Source organism: Ramlibacter monticola (assembly GCF_016722785.1).
Taxonomy (GTDB): Bacteria; Pseudomonadota; Gammaproteobacteria; order Burkholderiales; family Burkholderiaceae_C; genus Ramlibacter; species Ramlibacter monticola.
Genome location: NZ_JAEQNE010000006.1, coordinates 52,946 through 72,982, shown reverse-complemented (window position 1 = coordinate 72,982; position 20,037 = coordinate 52,946). Strand labels below are relative to the sequence as shown.

Here is a 20,037-nt window from a genome sequence, read left to right as displayed (position 1 = left end):
GGTAGACCGTCGGATCGGTCAGCGTGAACTTTAGACACGTCCAACGCCAAGCGAGCGCATCACGGCGCCCAGCGCCACAGGCTCGGAGTAGTTGGCGATCGCACTGACCCATCCGCGCATCGCCGGCTCGACCGACCTTTGGGCATTGCTGGAGGCTGCAATCGGGCGACCCGATCGCCCCCAACGTCCGCTTCATGGCGATACTGCCGACTCACGGTCCCGGCCAGGAGCCGACACCGGCCACGGGCAGCTTCCCGGCACCGGACTAAAGTGCGGAAGCAGGATCGCAAGTTGACCTTTGGACGACTCGATCCAGGCTCGCCCATCCCTCAGTTCGGGAGAATCGGACATGCAGGTCTTCTTCGTCGCTCCTTGCCGTCAGTCGGTCGGCCTCACCTCGGTTGCACTCGGCATCGTGCGCGGGTTTCAGCAACTCGCGCTGAACGTCCGCTTCGTTAAGCCGATCGCCGAGGTGGTCCCGAATCCCTCGGCGCACTTCCTGCGCAACATTTGCCAGCTCGACGCGCCCGAGCCGCTGTCGATGGAGTACGTCGAGGGACGCTTCACCGCAGGCGAGTCCGCCGACCTGCTCGAAGAGGTCGTGGGCCTGACACTCGGGGCCGCCGGCGACGCCGACGTGCTGGTCATCGAGGGGCTGCAGGCCGATCCGGCACGGCCTTTCATCCCGCGACTGTGCGCCGACATCGTTCGCAGCATGCAGGCCTCGGTAGTGCTCGTCGCGAGCGGCGAAGACGCGCACGGCGTTTCGCAGGCGCGCAAGATGGCCGCGCTGGTCGGCAACAGCGGCTTGCGTGTTAGGGGCGTCGTCTTCAACAAGGTGATGGGCGATTTCGATCGCGAGGCGGCGGTGAGCGAGTTCGCCGGCACCCCAGTCTGGGGCTTCGTCCCGCACGACCCGGATCTGCAGGCACCGCGTACTCTGGACATTGCCCGTCACATGAACGCCGAGATCGTCGTCGAAGGCGAACTCGCCACCCGGAGGGTGCGCGACACGGTGCTGGGGGCGCGGGGGGTGGCCGAAGTGATCCCGCGCCTGATCCCCGGTGCGCTGATCATCTGCGCGGGCGACCGTGACGACCTGATGCTCGCGACCGCGCTTGCCGAATCGAGCGGCGTGAAGCTCGCGGGTTTGCTGCTCACGCACGACAGCTGGATCAACGGCAACATCCTGAAGCTCGGTGCGCTGGCGCTCAACGGCGACCTGCCGATCCTGCGCACCCAGGGCGATTCCTACCGAACCGCCACCCGAGTCAGCCGCCTGTCTTCGGCGGTACCCCTCGATGACCTGGAGCGTATGAACATGGTGCTCGAAAGCGTTGCCGAGGCGCTCGATCAGAAGGCCATGACGGCGGGCATCGCAGTACCCGTGTCTACCCGGCTTTCGCCGCCTGCATTCCGCCACCAGCTGATCCAGAAGGCGCGTGCGGCGAACAAGCGCATCGTGCTGCCGGAGGGCGAGGAGCCCCGAACGGTCAAGGCGGCGATCATCTGCCAGCACAAGGGCATCGCACGCTGCGTGCTGCTCGGCAAGCGCACGAAGATCGAAGCCGTGGCCGCCGCGCAGGGCGTGTCGCTGCCGCCCGAGCTGGAAATCCTGGATCCGGATTTGATCCGCCGCGACTACGTCGCGCCGATGGTGGGGCTGCGCAAGAGCAAGGGGCTCACGGCCCTCCAGGCCGTGAGCCAGCTCGAAGACACGGTGGTGCTGGGCACGATGATGCTGGCCGTGGGACATGTCGATGGGCTCGTGTCCGGAGCGGTCCATACGACGGCGAATACGGTGCGTCCGGCGCTGCAGCTCATCAAGACCACGCCGGGCTCGTCGATCGTCTCCTCTTGCTTCTTCATGCTGATGCCCGATCAGGTGCTGGTGTACGCCGACTGCGCGATCAATCCCGACCCGACGGCCGAGCAGCTCGCCGAGATCGCCAGGCAGAGCGCGGATTCCGCACGTGCCTTCGGGGTCGAGCCCAAGGTGGCGATGATTTCGTACTCGACCGGCAGCTCCGGCGCCGGCGAGGACGTCGAGAAAGTGCGCCAGGCCGCCGAGTTCGCGCACAGCCGCTTCCCTGATCTCGTGCTCGACGGCCCGCTGCAGTACGACGCGGCGAGCGTGGCCGAAGTCGGCGCGCAGAAGGCGCCGGACAGCGCCGTGGCAGGCCAAGCCACGGTCTTCGTGTTCCCGGATCTCAATACCGGCAACACGACCTACAAGGCCGTGCAGCGCAGCGCCAACGTGGTGTCGGTCGGACCGATGCTGCAGGGCTTGCGCAAGCCGGTGAACGACCTCTCGCGCGGCGCGCTCGTCGACGACATCGTTTTCACGATCGCGCTGACGGCGATTCAGGCTGCCACGCAGGCCCACCAGGAAGCGGGCACCGAATGAGCCACGACTGGCGGTGTCGGCAGCGTCCCGCCTGCACACCGGAGACTGGGCCTGCCGCCGCTATCGTTGTTCGATGAAGACCTTGTCGACTTCAACGTCCGAGTCTGGCCGTACAGCTCTGGTGCGAGGTCAGGTCGCGAACCACCGCAAAAACCACAAGCCAGGTGTCGGCCCAGGGGTCGGGAGTGCCAGTTCAAGCCGCGTGCAAGCGGCCTCTCGCGAGTCCCAGTTCGCCGCGGCACTGGGCAGAGTCAGCAACACCTTCGATACCGGTCGTTGGGGCTGACGCACGCAGCGACGACGAATGACCGCGATCTGGCCGAAAACGTGAGTTCGGGCGTCGGCGGCGACGGATTCGCGCGTTGCGAACGCGGCCTGCATGAAAGGCGGGCCAAGTTACTTGCCTCCTCCGCCGCCACCACCACCACCACCACCGCCGCCGCCGCCGCCACCACCGCCGCCCCCACCGCCGCCGCCGCCGCCACCGCCACCGCCACCGCCACCGCCACCGCCACCGCCACCGCCACCGCCGCCGCCGCCGCCTCCACTGCTTCCGGAACTGCCGGATGGGCCTGTGCTTCCGGACGCACTGCCGCCCCCTGAACTCGACCCACCGGGGCCACTGGACCCACCCTGGCCACTGGACCCACTGGAGCCATGGGAGCCGCTCGACCCGCTCGATCCGCTCGACCCGTGTCCGGAAGCCGAACTTCCCACCGCGCCACCCGGGCCACCCGCTTCGATCACGACCCGGTCGATCACGATCCGCCGTTCGGGATCCATGCGTCCCGTCACGCGGACGAACTGGTTGAGTGTCAGCCTGGCTGCACTGCCGCCCAGCACTTGCGCACCGGCGTCCAGTTGCAGGCTGTCCTGCCCCAGGCTGATGGAACCTGCATCCAGTTCCTGCACATACCCTTCGAGCACCACGTCGCGCACGAGCCCGATCTCGTCGCGCGCCGGGTTGATCGCCACGCTTTCCGCGAGGAGGCTGCTTCCGTCCCATGGACCAGCCACGCGCACATGCTGGCCGAGCGCGAGTCCGCGCGGTGCCGTGCCCGCTGGAAGCTGGACCCGCGTGCCGTTGACCTGCATCGCGTCCGCGGTGATCGCAGTCACGCGCCCGGAAACCTGCGCCTGGCGGGGTGCGGCGGGGGGCAAGGGCGCGACGCTCGTCGCCGCGAGCACGCCATCGGCCTGTCGGTGCCCGCTGACCCGCACCCACTCGCCGGGGTGCAGGGCGACGGGCGTCAGCACGATCACGTCTTCGCCAAGCACCCGGATCGATCGGCCCTCGTCCCTGATCGCCTCGACGGGGCCCACCACGGCGTGCATCACAGCGATCGATTCGGCGCGCAGTTCCTTGCCCTGGCCGGTGGCTCGGACGGCGACCACCTGGCCGACGGCGAGCTGGCTCGCGGAACTCGGATGTCCGTTGTCGGAGACGGGCGTGTCGCGATCGAAGTGCACCTCCAGCCCATTCACGCAGATGCTGGCGAAGCCGGTGATCAAGCCGACGATGCCGGTTCCTCCGATACCGCCGCCGGGGGTGCCCGCGCTTGCCGTGACTCCCGTTCCGCCGATGCCGCCGCGGCCGCCTCCCGCACCGCTGCCTCCGCCGGTCCCCCCGATGCCGCCGGCGCCGCCGGTGCCCGCCCCGCCCGTGGCCGAGACCGCAGCCGGATTGACCTTCGAGGCGCCCGACCTGCAGATGTCCTGCGCCGTCGCCGGCAGGGCCAGGCCCGCACACAGGAGGGCGGCGCACAGGGCGCCAGCAAGGCGATGGGGCCTGGGATGGGCCATTGCTATGCCTTCTTGCGACTCGGCCGGCCCGGCGGCTTGGCCGCAACCGCTTTCGAGACCGCGGGTGGAGCTTCCGCCGCGGCTTCGTCCGACGCCTCGGCGTAGAAGTACACGCCGAAGGTCATGCGTTGACGCGGAAGCGAGGTCGTCCCGCCGCGCTTCGTCAGCGACAGCGCGTTCTTGTTGACGGCCACCAGCGCCTCCATGCCCAGCGTGGACGCCTGGCGGGCGAGCTGCGCGACAGCGTCCGCGCTCAGCCCGTCGTAATGCACGCTTCGCTCCATGAAAGGCGGCTCGCCACCGAGCAGGTTGTGCGCTGCAGCCGCCGCATGGTCATGCACGTTGTGGCCGAAATAGAAGCTCATCTCGTCGAAGCCCTTGCTGGGGACGAAGGCGCCTGCGTGCAGGCGGATGCGGCCGTCCTCGTCGATCTCCACGACGCCAAGGCGCAGCCACTCGTCGAGCACGACACGCGGCCGGATGTCCCGGTTCACCCGCGCGACCAGCGCCTCGAAGGACAGCTCCGCGCCTTCGCTCGCGAAACGGGCCAGGGGCCGGGGGTGCCCGCCTTCGTCCACGTAGGGAGCGGCCCCCATCCATTGCGCCACCACCTGCGCGCCGAGGGAGATCACCTCCGGCACGGACTCTTCACCCGATTCCAGCACCTCGCGCAGGCGACTGACTTCCTTGCGATGCACCCCGGACACGAGGCTGACCCGGCTGTCGGTCGGCACCTTGCCGTCCAGGCGAAAGTCTCGGTCCGCCACTTCCACGAACAGCGACTTCAGGAGTTCGCTGGCGTAGGGGAAGGTCATGCCGCGCGCGAGCATGACCTTCACGAGCGGACGCAATGCATGCCGCAGCGCCTGGATCAGCGCGCGAGGCGGCGCGGCATGGGACGAAGGACTCTCGGGCATACCGATGGGGCAGGTGATTTGTTTGTGGCGTGCCGGTCTGGCCGGTGCGTGGGAAATTGTCACACAAAAATATTGGACGTGGGAAAGTTTCCCGCGTACTCTCCGCCGCAGACGTGGGAAATATTCCCACGTCTGTCAAAGCCAAAGGGAAATCGGCCAGGGGTAGACCACTTTCGGACCGGGCAAGTCCCGGTCCTTACAGGAGATCGACATGATCAGCTTCAGAAAGATCGCAGCGAATGGAATCGTGACCTTGACACTGTGCCTGTTCGCCGCATCCGCTCTCGCGCATGGCGGTGGCGGTGGCGGTGGCGGTGGCGGTGGTGGAGGTGGTGGTGGAGGTGGTGGTGGTGGTGGTGGTGGTGGTGGCAGTTCGGGTTCTTCGGGCAGTTCGGGCTCGTCGGGGAGCTCCGGGTCGTCGGGCAGTTCAGGATCGTCCGGGAGCGCAAGTTCTTCGGCAAGCTCCGGCTCGTCGGGGAATTCGGGTCCGTCGGGCAATTCGGGTCCCTCCGCAAACTCGGGTCCGTCGGCAAACTCGGGTCCGGGGAGCGGCACCGGCAACGCCACTGCGGGCCATGGAATGGGCCACGGCGCGGACGACGCTGCCGGGCATGAAGCAGGGGAGGCCGGACATGGTCTGGGCCATGGCGCAGACGACGCGGCAGGGCATCAATGATCGAGGCCTGCAAACCCGCCCACCGGGTTGCAGGCCTTTTCTTTCCTTCCGCGACCCGCCACACGCGGGTGAATGCCGGAGCCGGACGGTGGCGGTCAGTTTCGGAGCCAGCGTTCGGACTCACGGTTCCGGCCAGGTCCCGCCGCCGGCCACAGGCAGTTCCCGCGCAGTTTCACGTCGATGCCCGATGGTGACTCGATGCGGCACGGGAAGGCTTGGACTATGCTTGCAGCCCGCCTTGAACCGGCATCCCGCATCGAAAGGATATTCACATGCTGAATCGAACCATCCCAGGCGTGGGATACGCGTCCATCCTCGCACTGACCCTGGCCGTTGCCGGCTGCAGCGTCACCGGTGGACAGCAATCGATGGGTTCGTACATGACTGACACCACGATCACGGGCGATGTCAAAGGCCAATTCGCCACCGATTCGGGCGTGCCGGGCACGGCTATCAGTGTCGAGACGCTCAAGGGCGAAGTGATTCTCAGCGGCTTCGTCAAGACCCAGGCCGAGAAGGACCGTGCGGCCGCGCTGGCTCGCGGCACCAAGGGCGTCACTTCGGTACGGAATGACATCGTCGTTCGTCCGTAGGAGGAGATCACCATGCCGTCCGTTTCGCCGTAGAGGCGCTGCTTGACGGAGCAAGTCTCGACGATTGAAAGAGTTTGAGTGGAACGCGCGAGTTGCGGCCCTGGTGCCACCGCTCGCGGCTGCGCCTGATCTACGTCCACGGTGTGCCAGGGAATGTCGACGGGAGCCGCCGCCAGAGCGGTGGCCGGAAAGAATTCCGGTTCTGAACTTCCAGTGCTTGGGCGCCGGGTAACCATACGCGCACTGCCTACGGAATCCGCTTAGACTGCCTGAATCCTGATGTCGGCTTCCGTTGTGCCCTGGCCGATGGGGTTCACCCGATCAGTCTGCATGCGCACCTCTCCAACGAAGTACCTCATGCAGCGCTCCACCTTCTCCGCATCGCCGACTGTCATCGGCCATCTGCCCTCCACTCCCGCGGGGCCCCCTGGGACACCATTCCCGGTGCGCCTGCCGCGCCACCATGCAGCCTGAACCGCGCACCGGCACGCCTGCCGGCGACGCGCCGCCCCCGCGCACGAGCGACGCACTGCAGGCATGGAAGGATGCCGACGAGACGGCCAGCGAGGCGGAGCGGTGCCTGTACGCCGCGTGGCACGCCTACCGGGCTTCCGGGCGTTCGGTGCCGGCACTGCTCCAGCACCGCGCCACGATGGCCAGGATGGTCGCCCGGCAGCGGCTGCACGAGGCCATCGCGGCGAACAAGGCCGCCGCGCCAGCGGACGTGATGGCGGGGCCGGCGCGACGCCTGGACGAATGACCGTGCCCTGCGCCGGCTACGGCACGAGAGGCGCCGACAGCAGTCGCTCGTATTCCCTGCGCACGACGGCATAGCACTCGCACGTGCGCTGCTCGAGGCCTGGGCGGTCCAGCACCGTGATGCGGCCGCGGTGGTAGCGGATCAGCCCGGCACGCTGTAGATCGAGCGCCGCCCCGGTCACCCCTTCGCGGCGCACGCCGAGCATGTTGGCGATCAGTTCCTGCGTCATCACCAGGTCGTTCCCCGCCAGGCGGTCGAGGCTGAGCAGCAACCAGCGGCACAACTGCTGGTCCAGCGAGTGATGGCGATTGCAGGCCGCCGTCTGCACCATCTGCGTGATCAGGGCCTGCGTGTAGCGCAGCAGCAGGTGCATCACCGGCCCCGAGCGGCTGAATTCCTGCTTCAGGGCCTGGCCGCTCATGCGGAAACCTTCGCCGGCGCTCTGCACGACGCACCGGCTCGGCGTGGTCTCGCCCCCCATGAACAGGGAAATCCCGACCAGGCCTTCGTTGCCGATCACCGCGATCTCCGCCGACGCGCCGTCTTCCATCACGTACAGCAGCGAAACGATGCACGTGGTGGGGAAGTACACGTGCGTCATCGCCCTGCCGGACTCGGAAAGCACCTGCCCCAGCGGCATCGTCACCGGTTCGAGCTCGGGTTGCCAGCGCGCCCACTCCTCGGCCGGCAGGGCGGCGAGGAGGAGGTTCTTCCGGGGATCCGGCGGGCTGTCCATGCCGGTCCAGTATAGGGAGGCGGCCGGCCCTGTGGGGCCGGCGCCCGGACGCCCTGGACCGGGGCCGCTCACTCCACCATGGCGGTCGCCGCAGTGCCTGTCCGGACCCGTGCCGTGCGCACGCGCACCGCGTGGTCCTTCCGGTCGTCGACGAGCGCCAGCGCATCGCCGGCCTGCTGGCGGCCGTCCAGCTCGATTGCCGTCGGCGCGTCCGCTTCGCCGGTGAGCACGATCTCGATGCGGTAGACGGTATCGCGGAAGCGGTAGTCCACCCCGAACGAGGTCCAGTGTTCCGGCACGCAGGGCACGATCGCCAGCCATGCGCCCTCGTCGTCGATGCGCAGCCGCAGCCCGAGCAGCGATTCGAGGACGAGGCGGTACATCCACCCCGCGGAGCCGGTATACCAGGTCCAGCCGCCGCGGCCGGTGTGCGGGGGCATGCTGTAGACGTCGGCCGCCACCACGTACGGCTCCACCTGGTACACGGCCACTTCCTGCGGCGTGCGACCGTGGTGCAGGGGGTTGATGATGTCCATCAGCTGCCACGCGCGATGCGCGTCGCCGAGCGCCGCGAACGCCATCGCCGCCCATACCGCGGCATGCGTGTACTGTCCACCGTTCTCGCGCACACCCGGCAGGTAGCCGGCGATGTAGCCCGGGTCCGGCCCCTTGCGGTCGAACGGCGGATCCAGCAGCTGCACCAGCATGGCCTCGGGCCGCACCAGCCGCGCCGCCAGCGAGGTCATTGCTTCGCGCGTGCGCGGCGTGTCCGTCGTGCCGTCCAGCACCGACCAGCTCTGCGCGATCGCGTCGATGCTGCATTCCGCGCTGTCGCGGGAGCCGAGCGGGGTGCCATCGTCGAACCACGCGCGGCGATACCACTGGCCGTCCCAGGCCGAGGCCTCCAGCCGCGCGCGCAGCGCCAGCCGCTCGGAGTCGCAGCGCCGGGCCAGGGAGTCGTCCCCGCGGCGGCGCGCGAGCGGCGCGAACTGGCGCAGCACCTCGCAGAGGAAGAACCCCAGCCACACGCTTTCGCCCCGTCCGCCGTGGCCGACCCGGTTCATGCCGTCGTTCCAGTCGCCGCCGCCCATCAGGGGCAGCCCGAGCTCCCCGAATCGCAGGCCATGTTCCAGGGCGAGCGCCGCGTGCGCATACACGCTGGCACTGCGGCCGGAGCGCGCCGGCAGGTCGTACCAGGACTCCTGCTCGGGGGGCAGCGCCCGGCCCTCGAGGAAGGGCACGCTTTCGTCCAGCACGCCGGTGTCGTTGGTGGCCTCCACGTACCGGCACAGCGCCAGCGGCAGCCACAGGTAGTCGTCGGCGATGTGGGTGCGGACGCCCTGGCCCCCGGGCGGGTGCCACCAGTGCTGCACGTCGCCTTCCTGGAACTGGCGCCCCGCGCACGCCACGAGATGCTCGCGCAGCAGCTGCGGTCGGGAGTGCACCAGCGCCATCGCGTCCTGCAGCTGGTCGCGGAAGCCGAAGGCACCGCCCGACTGGTAGTGGCCGCTGCGCGCCATCATGCGGCAGGCGAGCGTCTGGTAGACGAGCCAGCCGTTGGCCAGCAGGTCGAGCGCCGGGTCCGGCGTGCGGACCTGCACCGAGCCCAGCAGGTGCTTCCAGTACGCGTGCACGTCCGCCAGCGCCTGCTGCACGGCGGCGCGGCCGCGGAAGCGCCGCACCAGCTGCTGCACTTCGTCGAGGCTGCGGCCCATGCCGAGCCGGAAGCTCACTTCGCGCGACTCGCCGGGGTCCAGCCGCACCGGCACCTGGATCGCGGCGCACGGGTCCATCGCCGCGCCGCTGCGGCCGGACAGGTGCGCGCGGCGCAGCGCGTCGGGCCGGCGCAACGAGCCGTTGCGCCCGATGAATTCGCCGCGGTCGCAGGTCATCGTGCCGGCCAGCCGGTCGGCCTCGTCGACATCCAGGAAACCCAGCCAGTCGCCGAACTGGTTGCTGTAGCGGTTGCGCGCCATCACGGCGCCGCTGCCGGCCACCTCGGTCTGGATGTGGACCCCCGTCTTCGCGCGCATGTCCCCCAGCACCCACTCCACGTACGCGGTCACCGAGAGCCGGCAGGCCCGCCCGCCGTCGTTGCGCAGCACCAGCCGCGAGAACTTCACCGCCGCGTCGGTGGCGACGAACACGGTGAGTTCGCTGTGGATGCCGTTGGCGTCGTGCTCGAACACGCTGTAGCCGAAGCCGTGCCGCGTCACGAACGGCGCAGCGCCGTCGTCCGCCAGCGGCAGGGAGGTCGGATTCCAGACCTGCCCCGTCTCCTCGTCGCGCAGGTACAGCACCTCGCCGCAGTCGTCGGTCACCGCGTCGTTGTGCCACGGCGTCAGCCGCAGCTCGTGCGCGTTCTCGCACCAGGTGTAGCTGCTGCCGCCATCGGAGACGACGGTGCCGAAGCGCGGATTCGCGATGACGTTGACCCACGGGGCGGGAGGCCGCTCGCCCGCCGGCGCGGCGATCACGTACTCGCGGCCGTCGGGCGCGAAGCCGCCGAGGCCGTTGTCGAACAGCAGCCGCGGGCGCGGCGGCGCGCTGCCGCGCGGCACGACGGCGGGCGCGCGGGTCGTCTCGAGGGGGCCTACGCGCCGCTGCTGCACGCGCTTGCGGCCGACCTGGTCGGCCAGCGAACCGAGGCGGTCGCTGAGGACGACGCGCGCCACGGCCTGCAGCAGCACGCGGTCTTCCACCGCGATCTGCTCCGCCTGGCGCACGAAGATGCCGCCGGGCCGGTCGACCTCGTGCGACTCGATGCTGCCCGCGATCAGCCCCAGGATCTGCTCCTGCAGCCGCTGGCGGTACACGTCGCGCTCCTCGTTCCAGATCACCAGGTCCACCTGCAGGCCCTTGAGGCGCCACCACGCGTGCGCGTGCACCAGCTGGTGCACCAGCGCGATGTTGGCGGCATCGCCCACCTGCAGCAGCACGATCGGCAGGTCGCCGGAGATCGCGTAGCCCCACAGGCCCGACTGCGGCCGCCGGTTGCGCAGCAGCACGCCCGGCGCCGCCCGCAACGGCGCATCGGCATGGACCACGCCGTTGGCCAGCCGGGCGTAGAGCTGGGCCTCCCCCTCGCTCACGTTGAGCTGCCGCAGGCTCACCTGGCTGTGCGTCCACGCCAGCTCGAACACGCGGTCCGCGAGCCGGCGGTCGATGTACTTGTGGACCAGCGCAAGGCAGGCCTCGCGGCTGTCCGCCGCGCCCCAGACGAGGTCGATCACCGCGCTCTGCTCCGGCTCCAGCGTAACGACGCGGCGGGTGGCCAGCACCGGGTCGAGCACCGCGCCGCTGCTGCCGGAGAGCGGCTGCACCGCGCCCAGCGCCGCCGGCGCCTGCAGGCTGCGGCCGCGGCCGATGAAGCGTGCCCGGTCGCTCTCGTGCGAAGCCTCGCCGCTGGGCGCGCCATGCACCGCGACCAGGTGGAACATGGAAGGCGAGGCCTCTTCGGCGGAGCGGGGCCGGCGCGTGCACAGCAGCGCAGGCGGGTCAGCCACGATTTCGGTCTGCAGGAACAGCTTGCTGAAGGCGGGGTGCTGGGCGTCGGACGCGGCGGTCGCGAGCACCGGTTCCGTGTAGCTGGTGACCTCGATGGTGCGCCGGGTATCCCCCAGGTTGGTCAGCCGCAGGCGGCGCAGCTCGATGTCGTCCTCGGGCGAGACCACGACCTCGGTGTAGGCCTCGATGCCCTGGGCGCGGCGGCGGAATTCCGCGCGGCCTTCGGTGAAGATCGCTTCGTCCTGTTCCGCCGGCTCGCGCGTGGGCTGGTGGGCGGCGGACCAGACGGTGCCCGTGTCCAGGTCGCGCAGGTAGCAGAAGCTGCCGCAGGCGTCGGTGGTGCCGTCCTCGTGCCAGCGGGTGAGCGCGAGGTCCTTCCAGCGGCTGTAGCCGCCGCCGGCATGGGTGAGCATCACGTGGTAGCGGCCGTTCGACAGCAGCTGCACCTCGGGCGTCGGCGTGTCCGGCGTGGTGACGACGCGCATCGGGATGGCGGCGCCGGCGATGCTGGCGCGATCTTCCGCCGCGTCCGGGGCTTCGCGGTGAAGCGCGATGCCCCGGGGGATGCGCTCCTGCAGCAGCAGCAGGGTCGCGCGCAGCCGCACCTCGGCGGCGAAACGCCGCTGCATCGGCGCATCCAGCAGCACGTGCGCCAGCGCCAGCAGGCTCATGCCCTGGTGGTGGGCCATGTGGGAACGCACGACGGCATGGGTCTCGCCGTGCCGCAGGCGCGCGGGGGTGTAGTCCACCGCTTCGTAGAAGCCGAAGCGGCCGGCGGCGCCTTCGCCGGCGAGCCGGCGAAGGTTCTGCACCGCGGCGGCAGGGTCGACCATCAGCGCCATGACCGTGGCGTACGGCGCCACCACCAGGTCCTCGCCGAGGCCGCGCTGCAGCCCCAGCCCCGGCACGCCGAAGGCGCGGTACTGGTAGTTCAGGTGCGCATCGGTGAGGTTGTACCCGGACTCCGACATGCCCCAGGGCACGCCGCGCTGGCGGCCGTACTGGATCTGGCGCTGCACGGCGCCCTGCATCGCCCGCGCCAGCAGCGTGTTGCCATAGGTCGGCATCACCAGCATCGGCATCAGGTACTCGAACATCGAGCCGCTCCACGACAGCAGCACAGCCGCGCCCCCCACCGCCGCGGACTGGCGCCCGAGCGCGAACCAGCTCTGTTGCGGCAGCTGCGCCTGCGCGATCGCCACGAACACGGCCAGCCGCGCCTCGGAAGCCAGCAGGTCGTAATAGCCCGCATCGTGGCGGCGGTCGTCGACGTTGTAGCCGATGGCCAGCAGATGGCAGCTCGTGTCGTAGAGGAAGGCGGGATCCGCCGAGGCCAGCGCGCCCGCGCGCTGCGCCAGCGCCTGCAAGGCGGTGCGCCGTGCGAGCAGCGCCGTCGCGTCCCAGGCGCCGCCGGCGACGCGGGGCGCGGCCGGCTCCAGCTGCAGCAGCGCGGCCCGCGCGGCAGCGCATTGGTGGACCAGCGCGCGCACCCAGCGGTCGGCTTCCACGGGCTCCGGGCCGGACTCGACCAGCATGTCGACGGCGCAGTCGTGCAGGGCGTCGAAGGCCCGCGGTCCGGGCTCGCCCTGCGGCGCCTTCCGCTCGTCGAGCAAGGCGGCGAAGCGCACCGCGGCGGCGCCGGGAAGCGCGCCCCCGGCAGCCTCGCACGCGAGCTCGAACGTATCGCGCAAGCCGTCGAACAGCGGCTGCCACTCGGGCGCTGCGTCGGCCAGCATCAGCAGGCCCGAGCGCAGGGTGAGCAGGTGCCCCGAGAGGTTGCCGCTGTCGACGCTCGAGACGTAGGCCGGCCGCAGCGGTTGGAGTGACCGCGTGTCGTACCAGTTGAGGAAGTGCCCCTGGAAACGCTGGAGCCGGTCCATCGTGTCGAAGGTGGCGGTGGTGCGTTCCACGAGCTGTTGCTCGGTGAGGTAGCCGAAGTCGCGGGCAGCCAGGTTGGCGAGCAGCGACAGCCCGATGTTGGTGGGCGAGGTGCGGTGCGCCACGCGCTCCTCGGGCACCTCCTGCATGTTGTCGGGGGGCAGGAAGTTGTCGTCGGCGGTGACGAAACTTTCGAAGAAGGCCCAGGTGCGGCGGGCCAGCCGCCGCAGTTCGGCCGCTTCCGTGGCATCGAGCACGTTGCGCGCGGCGGCCACCGGCTGGCTGATCCACCACGCCAGCACCGGCGCGAGCAGCCACAGTGCCAGCACCGCGCTGGCAGCGTGCAGGGCGTCGGGACGCAAGGCCTCGAGCGCTGCGGCGACGGCGAGCGCGCAGGCGGGTGCGATCCCCATGCGCCGCACGGTCGCCAGCAGGTCGCGGGCAGCCCCGCCCGGGCGGGGGCGTTCGGCGTCGACCGCGGGTTGCCACTCGAGCAGGCGGCGGCCCGACAGCCTCATCCGCCACACCGTCCGCAGCACCGCGTCGAGGCTGATCCACGCTTCATACGGCAGGCAGGCCAGCGCAATGAGCGCCTGACCCGCACCGCGCCGCGCCGCGGGCGCGATCGACGCCAGGTGTTGCGGCCAGGGCAGGTCCGCGGGTTTGCGCACGAGATCGGCGACGAGCGCCAGCAGGGAGGGCAGGAGCAGCACCGCCACGCCGGCCAGCGTCCACAGCCAGGGCGCTTGCAGCACGGTCCATCCCAGCACGAAGGAAGCGGTGAGCGCGCCGGGCGCCAGGCTGCGCCGCAGGTTGTCGAGGATCTTCCAGCGTGACAGGGCCGACAGCGGATTGCGCACCGACACCAGGCGCACTGGCGCCGCGGCGCCGGGGTCCGTCACCGGCAGGCGCACCCGCGGCAGCAGCCAGCCGGCGATCTGCCAGTCGCCGCGCATCCAGCGATGGCGCCGCCGCACGTCCGCGTCGTAGCGCGAGGGCGAATCCTCCACCAGTTCCACGTCGCTCAGCAGGCCGCTGCGCGCGTAGCAGCCTTCCAGCAGGTCGTGGCTGAGGATCAGGTTTTCGGGCATGCGCCCGGCCATCACGTGCTCGAAGGCCGCGACGTCGTAGATGCCCTTGCCGATGAACGAGCCTTCGCCGAACACGTCCTGGTAGACGTCGCTCACCGCGCGCGTGTACGGGTCCACCCCCGAGTCGCCGCCGTACAGGCGCCCGTACCACGAGCGATTGGCGGCCACCAGGCTGACGCCCACGCGCGGCTGCAGGATGCCGTAGCCCTCCACCACGCGGCGCGCCTCGTCGGCGCCGGCGATGCGCGGGCGGTTCAGCGGATGCGCCATGGTGGCAACGAACTTCCAGCCGGCGTCGCGCGGCAGCTGCGTGTCGGTGTCCAGCGTGATGACGTAGCGCACGCCGGAAAGCAGCCACAGGTCGCCGACCACGGCGGCGAAGCGCCCCGTGTCGCCCTCGCGCAGCAGCGCATTGAGGTCGGCGAGCTTGCCGCGCTTGCGCTCGTAGCCCATCCAGGTGTTCTCGCGCGGGTTCCACTGGCGCGCGCGGTGGAACAGGAAGAAGCGGCTGCCGCAGGCCGGCCCCGAAGGATCCGGATAGCGCTCGTTCAGGGCCTCGATGCCCGCGCGGGCGGCGTGCAGCAGGGCCTCGTCGGCGGGCATTTGCTCGGACCGCGCGTCCTGGAAGTCGGTCAACAAGGCGAAGCGCAGTTGCGGATCGCGGTTGGCGAGGAAGCGGACTTCCAGCGCTTCGACCAGGGCGGCGACGCCATCCTCGCTGGCCAGCATGGTGGGCACGACGACCAGGGTGCGCGAGGCCGGCGGGATGCCGTGGGAGAAATCCATGCGCGGCAGCGCCTGCGGCCGCGCCGTCAGGGAGACCAGCCAGTTCACCAGCGCGACGGCCAGCTGGCTGGCCGCGAGCGCCAGCACGATCCCCAGCACCGCGGCGAGCGGCCAGCCGCCCGGGCGCTCGCGCATCCATGGCAGGGCAGCGCCCCCCGCCCACCACAGCACCAGGGCGGGCAGCACGAAGCTGGCGGACACGATGCTGCCGGCATACCAGGCCAGGGGGTGGCGCGCGAATTCGCGCCGCAGGCGCTCCGGGAAGTCCGGTTGCATGCCGACCTGCGACTCGGTGGCCGTGTGGCCCGGGCCGACCAGGTAGTAGCCGACGTGCGCCTGCCGCTGGTCGTCGGACGTGACGCGCGCGGCGGCTTCCACGGCCAGCGCGAGCGCCGCCTCGGCCACCTCGCCCTCGCTGGCCTCGCTGTGGCGCGCGATGCGCTCGACCGCGTGGCGGTAGGCGTCACGGGTGGCGAAGTCCATGCGGGCATAGACGCCGATCGGGTCGCCGCGCAGCGTGCGCTCCACGGTGGACAGCGTCTCCACGAACTCGCGCCAGTCGGTGGCGGCGAGCAGGCGCAGGCTGCCGATGCTGTTGCTCACCGAGACCTGTTCGGCGGCCTGGTGCTGCGCCTCCAGCTGCACGAGCTGCTCGGCGTTCTGGTGGTTCTCCGCCAGCCGCTGTTCCAGCCAGGTGAGGGGCAGCGCCAGGGCCGCGGTGTGGCCGTGCAGGCGCCGCACCAGTTCGGCCACGAACGGCGCGGTCATCGGCGGTTCCGAGCGTGCCATGTCGGCCACCACCAGGATCAGCCCCTTGGGGTCGCGCTCCGCCACCTCGAACATGCGGTCCGACCATTGGCCGGCCAGGTTGCGTTCGCTGCGGCTGGCGGCCACCTGCACCGCCACGCGGCGCAGGTTCTCGATCAGCGCCAGCCGCAGCATGATGGGGAAAGCCCAGAGCTCGCCCAGCAGCAGCGGACGCACCGACTGGTAGGCCGCGACGAAGCCCGTCAGCGAGGCGAGCTCCAGCCGCCCGTCGCCGTGCGACACGGACTGCACGGCGAGGTCGTAGACCCGCGGCAGTCCGGCGCCCCGGCCGGTGCGCAGGCGCGGCAGCTCACGGCTGTAGCCCGTGGGCAGCAAGCGCGCGGCGCGGCGCGTCTCTTCCTGCAGCAGGTAATCGTTGTCGACCAGCCAATCGCCGGCGGGCGTGCCCCGGCGCTGGGGGTCCTCGCAGAGCAGGGCGCAGACCGCCGCGAGCGTGCGGCGGTTGTCGGCCAGGCGCGGCAGCAGCCGGTCGGGCGCGCGCGAGAGTTCCCAGTCGTGCGCCTCGGCCAGCAACCTGCCGTGCCGCTCCATCTGGTCGGTGGTGAGCAGCTCCGCGCGCAGGGGCGCATCGCCGTATGCGGCATCCACCACGGCCCATGGCTGCGCGTTTCCGGCCCGCGCGCGCTGCGGGCGCAGCCTGGGATGCGTCCGCGCCTTCACTCGCCCCCGATCCGGGGGACCGCCAGGCGCGCTACTTCTTCAGCCAGCGAGGCGGCCCGGCTTTCGCCGTGGGGGCCACGGAGGCGGTTCCCGCCGGGATGGGCGCCGGCGCCGGTGCCTTCTTCGGCTTCTTGGCTTCCTTGTTGCCGCGCTGTTGTCCCTTGGGCATTCATCTCTCCTCGGTTGGGCATGACGCAAGACTTCCTCGCCCCTACGTCGGGCGTGCGAGGCAGGGTACGGAGGGTTCCGGGGCCGGTCTGTGCGGCAACGCACTGAACGCACGGCCGGCGGCTTTCTCCTACAGGACCGGCTCGTCGAGGGCGAACGCTGCGGGAGTCACGCCGGCCGGTAGCGTGGCCTCCAGCTCCCCGGCTGTGGGGCTGCATCCGTCGGCACGGAGGTGGCCGCGGCGGCCCGGGCAGCCGCGTCGACGCGCTCGGCGTCGGCGTTCAGCGCGCGCACTTCGCCGGCAGCCGCGTTGGAACGTGCATGCGCCGCCAGGGCCGAGCGCATGGCCTTCTCTGCCTCCAGGCTCGCGGCGCCGCTGGTCTTCACGGCCTCGCCCGCGCTCGCCAGGGCTTCACCTTCCTCGCGCAGCGCCTCGTTCAGGTTCGCGCGGGCCGTATCCAGTGTGTTGGTGTTCATCAGCCGTCCTTCGTGCAGGGACTTCAAATCAGCAGGGATGGCCTTCGCCGTCTTCCTTCACGGCCCCGGGCACCCTGCCTCCCAGCCTGGAAAGTGCGGCCTGGACGGCCTTGTTCTCGACTTCGTTGAGGGCCTGCCAGGCCCCGGGCGGCCGCAGCGGCCCGACCAGGGTCCCCGCCAGCTCGGCGAGCGCATCCTCGTCCTCGCGTCCACAGAAGCGCACCATGAGCACGTCCTGACCCACGACCTCGATCACCTGGGGTGCCGAGCCCATCGCATCGAGGTACCAGTAGAAGCCGGCGTCCGTGATGTCGTCAGGGGTGAGCATGAGCCGAGGGTGCGCGGTCGGGCGGCCGGCGTCTGTGCGGCGGCGCACACGGTGCCGAGGAGTGTTCGCGCTCGGCTCGGCCGTGAGGGCGAATCGGGGAAGACTCCGGGACAGGGGCCATTTCCGGTTTTTCCGTCTGGCGCATCCGGTTCCGTCCGGGCCAAGGATGAGGCATTGTCTGGCGCCGAGCCTCAGCCGGATGGGGCATCCTGCGCAAGTCCCAGCGCCCCGCCTTCATCGGCTTGGTGTGCGCCCGGCTCCATTGAGCGTTAGAGTAATTCAGGAAACTGCCCACCCCCGAGATGGCTCAGAAACGATCGGCAAGAAGCGTGCCCCCTCCCGAGCAACTGAGGAAGACGCTCACCGGCATCAGCGGCCTGGACGAGATCACCGAAGGGGGGTTGCCCGCGGGTCGTCCCACCCTTGTCTGTGGCGCGGCCGGCTGCGGCAAGACCCTGCTGGCTGCCGAGTTCATCGTGCGCGGCGCCGTGGTTCATGGCGAGCCGGGCGTCATCATGACCTTCGAGGAGAGCACGCAGGAACTCACCGACAACATGCGGTCGCTGGGGTTCGACCTGGACAGGCTGCAGCGCCAGCGCAAGGTGGTGCTCGACTACGTGAGGGTCGAGCGCAGCGAGATCCAGGAGACGGGCGAGTACGACCTCGAGGGGCTGTTCATCCGCCTGGCCTACGCCATCGATTCGATCGGCGCGAAGCGAGTGGTCCTCGACACCATCGAGGCGCTCTTCGCCGGCCTGCCCAACCAGGCGATCCTGCGCGCCGAACTGCGCAGGCTCTTCCACTGGCTGAAGGAAAAAGGGGTGACCGCCGTGATCACCGCCGAGCGCGGCGACGGGACCCTCACGCGTTACGGGCTCGAGGAATACGTGGCCGACTGCGTCATCCTCCTCGACCATCGCATCGTCGACCAGGTGTCCACGCGGCGCTTGCGCATCGTGAAGTACCGGGGCTCGTCGCACGGCACGAACGAATACCCCTTCCTCATCGGCGCGCACGGGTTATCGGTGCTGCCCGTCACCTCGCTCCGCCTGGACCACAAGGTGACGGAGAAGCGGGTGGGCACCGGGATCCCGGGCCTGGACGAGATGCTCAGTGGCAAGGGCTTCTACAAGGGCAGCAGCGTCCTGGTATCCGGCGCGCCGGGCACCGGCAAGAGCAGCGTGGCAGCGAGCTTCGCCCACGCCGCCTGCTCCCGCGGCGAGCGGGCCCTGTTCTTCGCGTACGAAGAGTCCGAAGGCCAACTGCTGCGCAACATGCGATCGATCGGCCTCGACCTGGGCCGGTGGGTCAGGAACGGGCTGCTGCAGATCCACGCGTCGCGGCCCACGCTGCACGGGCTGGAGCAGCACCTGGTGCTGATGTACGACCTGGTGCGCGAGTTCAAGCCTTCCGTGGTCGTCGTGGATCCGATCAGCAACCTGAGCAACCAGCGCGAGGACGTGGGGCTCAAGCTCACGCTGATGCGCCTGATCGACTTCCTGAAGCAGGAGGGCGTCACCGCGATGTTCACCTCCCTCACGGTCGATGTGGCGACCGCGATCGCGAGTTCCGAAGTCGGCGTGTCGTCGCTCATGGACAGCTGGCTGCTGCTGACCAACCTGGCCTACAACGGCGAACGCACGCGGACCCTGCAGGTGCTCAAGTCGAGAGGCATGTACCACTCCAACCAGGTGCGCGAGTTCGTCTTCAGCGACAACGGCGTCGACCTCATCGATGTCTACCTCTCGGGCGACCGCGTTTTGACGGGCACCGCGCGCATCGCGCAGGAAGCGCAGGAGCTCGCGGCGAGCCAGCTGCGTGGCAGCGACCACGAGCGGCGCATGCGCGACCTGGCGAACCGGCGGCGGGCCCTCGACGCGCAGATCGCGGCCCTGACCGCCGAGGCGGAGGAGCGCGCCGGCGAGGTCGAGTTCGCCATCGCGCGCGAGAAGTTCGAGGCGGAAGGCCTCGCGTCGCGCTCGCGCGAGATCGCCGCGGCCAGCGGCAGGCAGAAGACCGCGCGCGGCCCGGACGGGAACGGATCGAAGTCCGCGAGGGGCGCGCGATGAGCACGGCCACGTCATCCAGGAAGAAGGCCGCCCCCTCCGTTGCCGAGTGGCAGCTGCGGCTTTACGTCGCGGGGAAGACGGCCAAGTCCGAGGCCGCGCTCGCCAACCTCAAGCTGATCTGCGAGAACCACCTGGCCGGCCGCTACACCATCGAGGTCATCGACCTGCTGGTCAACCCGAAGCTGGCGGCCGGCGACCAGATCCTGGCGGTGCCGACGCTGGTGCGCAAGTTTCCGACGCCGATCCGCAAGATCATCGGCGACCTGTCCAACAAGGAACGCGTGCTGGTGGGCCTGAACCTGCTGCCGCTCGCGGCGGCCAAGGAATGAGCGTGGGCAAGGCCGTCGAACCCG

At 70.2% G+C, this 20,037-nt stretch carries 13 protein-coding genes; 5 read left to right on the top strand and 8 right to left on the bottom strand.

Annotation, left to right across the window (positions count from 1 at the left end; genetic code table 11):
- Positions 1-30: 30 nt before the first annotated feature.
- Positions 31-162 (bottom strand): hypothetical protein, encoded by a 132-nt coding sequence (locus JJ685_RS30465; protein ID WP_408015486.1) that lies wholly within the window; start codon positions 160-162, stop codon positions 31-33.
- A gap of 187 nt (positions 163-349) precedes the next feature.
- Between JJ685_RS30465 and pta the strand changes: the two genes are divergently transcribed.
- A complete protein-coding gene (gene pta / locus JJ685_RS21055; protein ID WP_201676314.1) occupies positions 350-2,407 on the top strand; it encodes a phosphate acetyltransferase in 2,058 nt (685 codons plus the stop codon).
- A gap of 396 nt (positions 2,408-2,803) precedes the next feature.
- Here pta and JJ685_RS21050 read toward each other — a convergent pair whose 3' ends face one another.
- Positions 2,804-4,210, bottom strand: coding sequence for a DUF5666 domain-containing protein (locus JJ685_RS21050; protein WP_201676313.1), 1,407 nt, complete (start codon positions 4,208-4,210; stop codon positions 2,804-2,806).
- A 2-nt stretch (positions 4,211-4,212) separates the two neighbouring features.
- A complete protein-coding gene (locus JJ685_RS21045) occupies positions 4,213-5,127 on the bottom strand; it encodes a DUF6502 family protein (protein WP_269117431.1) in 915 nt (304 codons plus the stop codon).
- Between the two features lie 948 nt (positions 5,128-6,075).
- Between JJ685_RS21045 and JJ685_RS21040 the strand changes: the two genes are divergently transcribed.
- Together JJ685_RS21040 and JJ685_RS21035 are read left to right on the top strand one after the other, a co-directional pair.
- Complete coding sequence (locus JJ685_RS21040) at positions 6,076-6,396, top strand: BON domain-containing protein (RefSeq protein WP_201676311.1); 321 nt, start codon at positions 6,076-6,078, stop codon at positions 6,394-6,396.
- Between the two features lie 463 nt (positions 6,397-6,859).
- Positions 6,860-7,156 (top strand): hypothetical protein, encoded by a 297-nt coding sequence (locus JJ685_RS21035; RefSeq protein ID WP_201676310.1) that lies wholly within the window; start codon positions 6,860-6,862, stop codon positions 7,154-7,156.
- 16 nt (positions 7,157-7,172) lie between these two features.
- On the opposite strand, the gene JJ685_RS21030 is transcribed toward JJ685_RS21035, so the two are convergent.
- From JJ685_RS21030 to JJ685_RS21010, 5 genes are all read right to left on the bottom strand, one after another.
- Positions 7,173-7,892 (bottom strand): Crp/Fnr family transcriptional regulator, encoded by a 720-nt coding sequence (locus JJ685_RS21030; protein ID WP_201676309.1) that lies wholly within the window; start codon positions 7,890-7,892, stop codon positions 7,173-7,175.
- 68 nt (positions 7,893-7,960) lie between these two features.
- The gene (locus JJ685_RS30305; RefSeq protein ID WP_201676308.1) at positions 7,961-16,573 is read right to left on the bottom strand and encodes a GH36-type glycosyl hydrolase domain-containing protein; all 8,613 of its coding nucleotides are present in this window, start codon (positions 16,571-16,573) and stop codon (positions 7,961-7,963) included.
- A 100-nt stretch (positions 16,574-16,673) separates the two neighbouring features.
- Entirely contained in the window at positions 16,674-16,811 is a 138-nt protein-coding gene (locus JJ685_RS21020) for a hypothetical protein (protein ID WP_201676307.1), read from the bottom strand.
- Between the two features lie 167 nt (positions 16,812-16,978).
- Positions 16,979-17,287: a hypothetical protein gene (locus JJ685_RS21015; RefSeq protein ID WP_201676306.1), complete on the bottom strand. Its 309-nt coding sequence runs from the start codon at positions 17,285-17,287 to the stop codon at positions 16,979-16,981.
- Between the two features lie 28 nt (positions 17,288-17,315).
- Positions 17,316-17,615, bottom strand: coding sequence for a hypothetical protein (locus tag JJ685_RS21010; RefSeq protein ID WP_201676305.1), 300 nt, complete (start codon positions 17,613-17,615; stop codon positions 17,316-17,318).
- 329 nt (positions 17,616-17,944) lie between these two features.
- Here JJ685_RS21010 and kaiC point away from each other — a divergent pair, with 329 nt between their 5' ends.
- Both kaiC and JJ685_RS21000 read left to right on the top strand, forming a co-directional pair.
- Positions 17,945-19,684 (top strand): circadian clock protein KaiC, encoded by a 1,740-nt coding sequence (gene kaiC, locus JJ685_RS21005; RefSeq protein WP_330901812.1) that lies wholly within the window; start codon positions 17,945-17,947, stop codon positions 19,682-19,684.
- The gene (locus JJ685_RS21000; RefSeq protein WP_201676303.1) at positions 19,681-20,013 is read left to right on the top strand and encodes a circadian clock KaiB family protein; all 333 of its coding nucleotides are present in this window, start codon (positions 19,681-19,683) and stop codon (positions 20,011-20,013) included. The genes kaiC and JJ685_RS21000 overlap by 4 nt, the downstream gene beginning before the upstream one ends.
- Positions 20,014-20,037 lie beyond the last annotated feature (24 nt).

Bases quoted from the DNA above. Each gene is read 5' to 3' on its own strand.
- pta (WP_201676314.1), top strand. From the start codon at position 350: ATGCAGGTCTTCTTCGTCGCTCCTTGCCGTCAGTCGGTCGGCCTCACC.
- JJ685_RS21050 (WP_201676313.1), bottom strand. From the start codon at position 4,210: ATGGCCCATCCCAGGCCCCATCGCCTTGCTGGCGCCCTGTGCGCCGCC.
- JJ685_RS21045 (WP_269117431.1), bottom strand. From the start codon at position 5,127: ATGCCCGAGAGTCCTTCGTCCCATGCCGCGCCGCCTCGCGCGCTGATC.
- JJ685_RS21040 (WP_201676311.1), top strand. From the start codon at position 6,076: ATGCTGAATCGAACCATCCCAGGCGTGGGATACGCGTCCATCCTCGCA.
- JJ685_RS21035 (WP_201676310.1), top strand. From the start codon at position 6,860: ATGCAGCCTGAACCGCGCACCGGCACGCCTGCCGGCGACGCGCCGCCC.
- JJ685_RS21030 (WP_201676309.1), bottom strand. From the start codon at position 7,892: ATGGACAGCCCGCCGGATCCCCGGAAGAACCTCCTCCTCGCCGCCCTG.
- JJ685_RS21020 (WP_201676307.1), bottom strand. From the start codon at position 16,811: ATGCCCAAGGGACAACAGCGCGGCAACAAGGAAGCCAAGAAGCCGAAG.
- JJ685_RS21015 (WP_201676306.1), bottom strand. From the start codon at position 17,287: ATGAACACCAACACACTGGATACGGCCCGCGCGAACCTGAACGAGGCG.
- JJ685_RS21010 (WP_201676305.1), bottom strand. From the start codon at position 17,615: ATGCTCACCCCTGACGACATCACGGACGCCGGCTTCTACTGGTACCTC.
- JJ685_RS21000 (WP_201676303.1), top strand. From the start codon at position 19,681: ATGAGCACGGCCACGTCATCCAGGAAGAAGGCCGCCCCCTCCGTTGCC.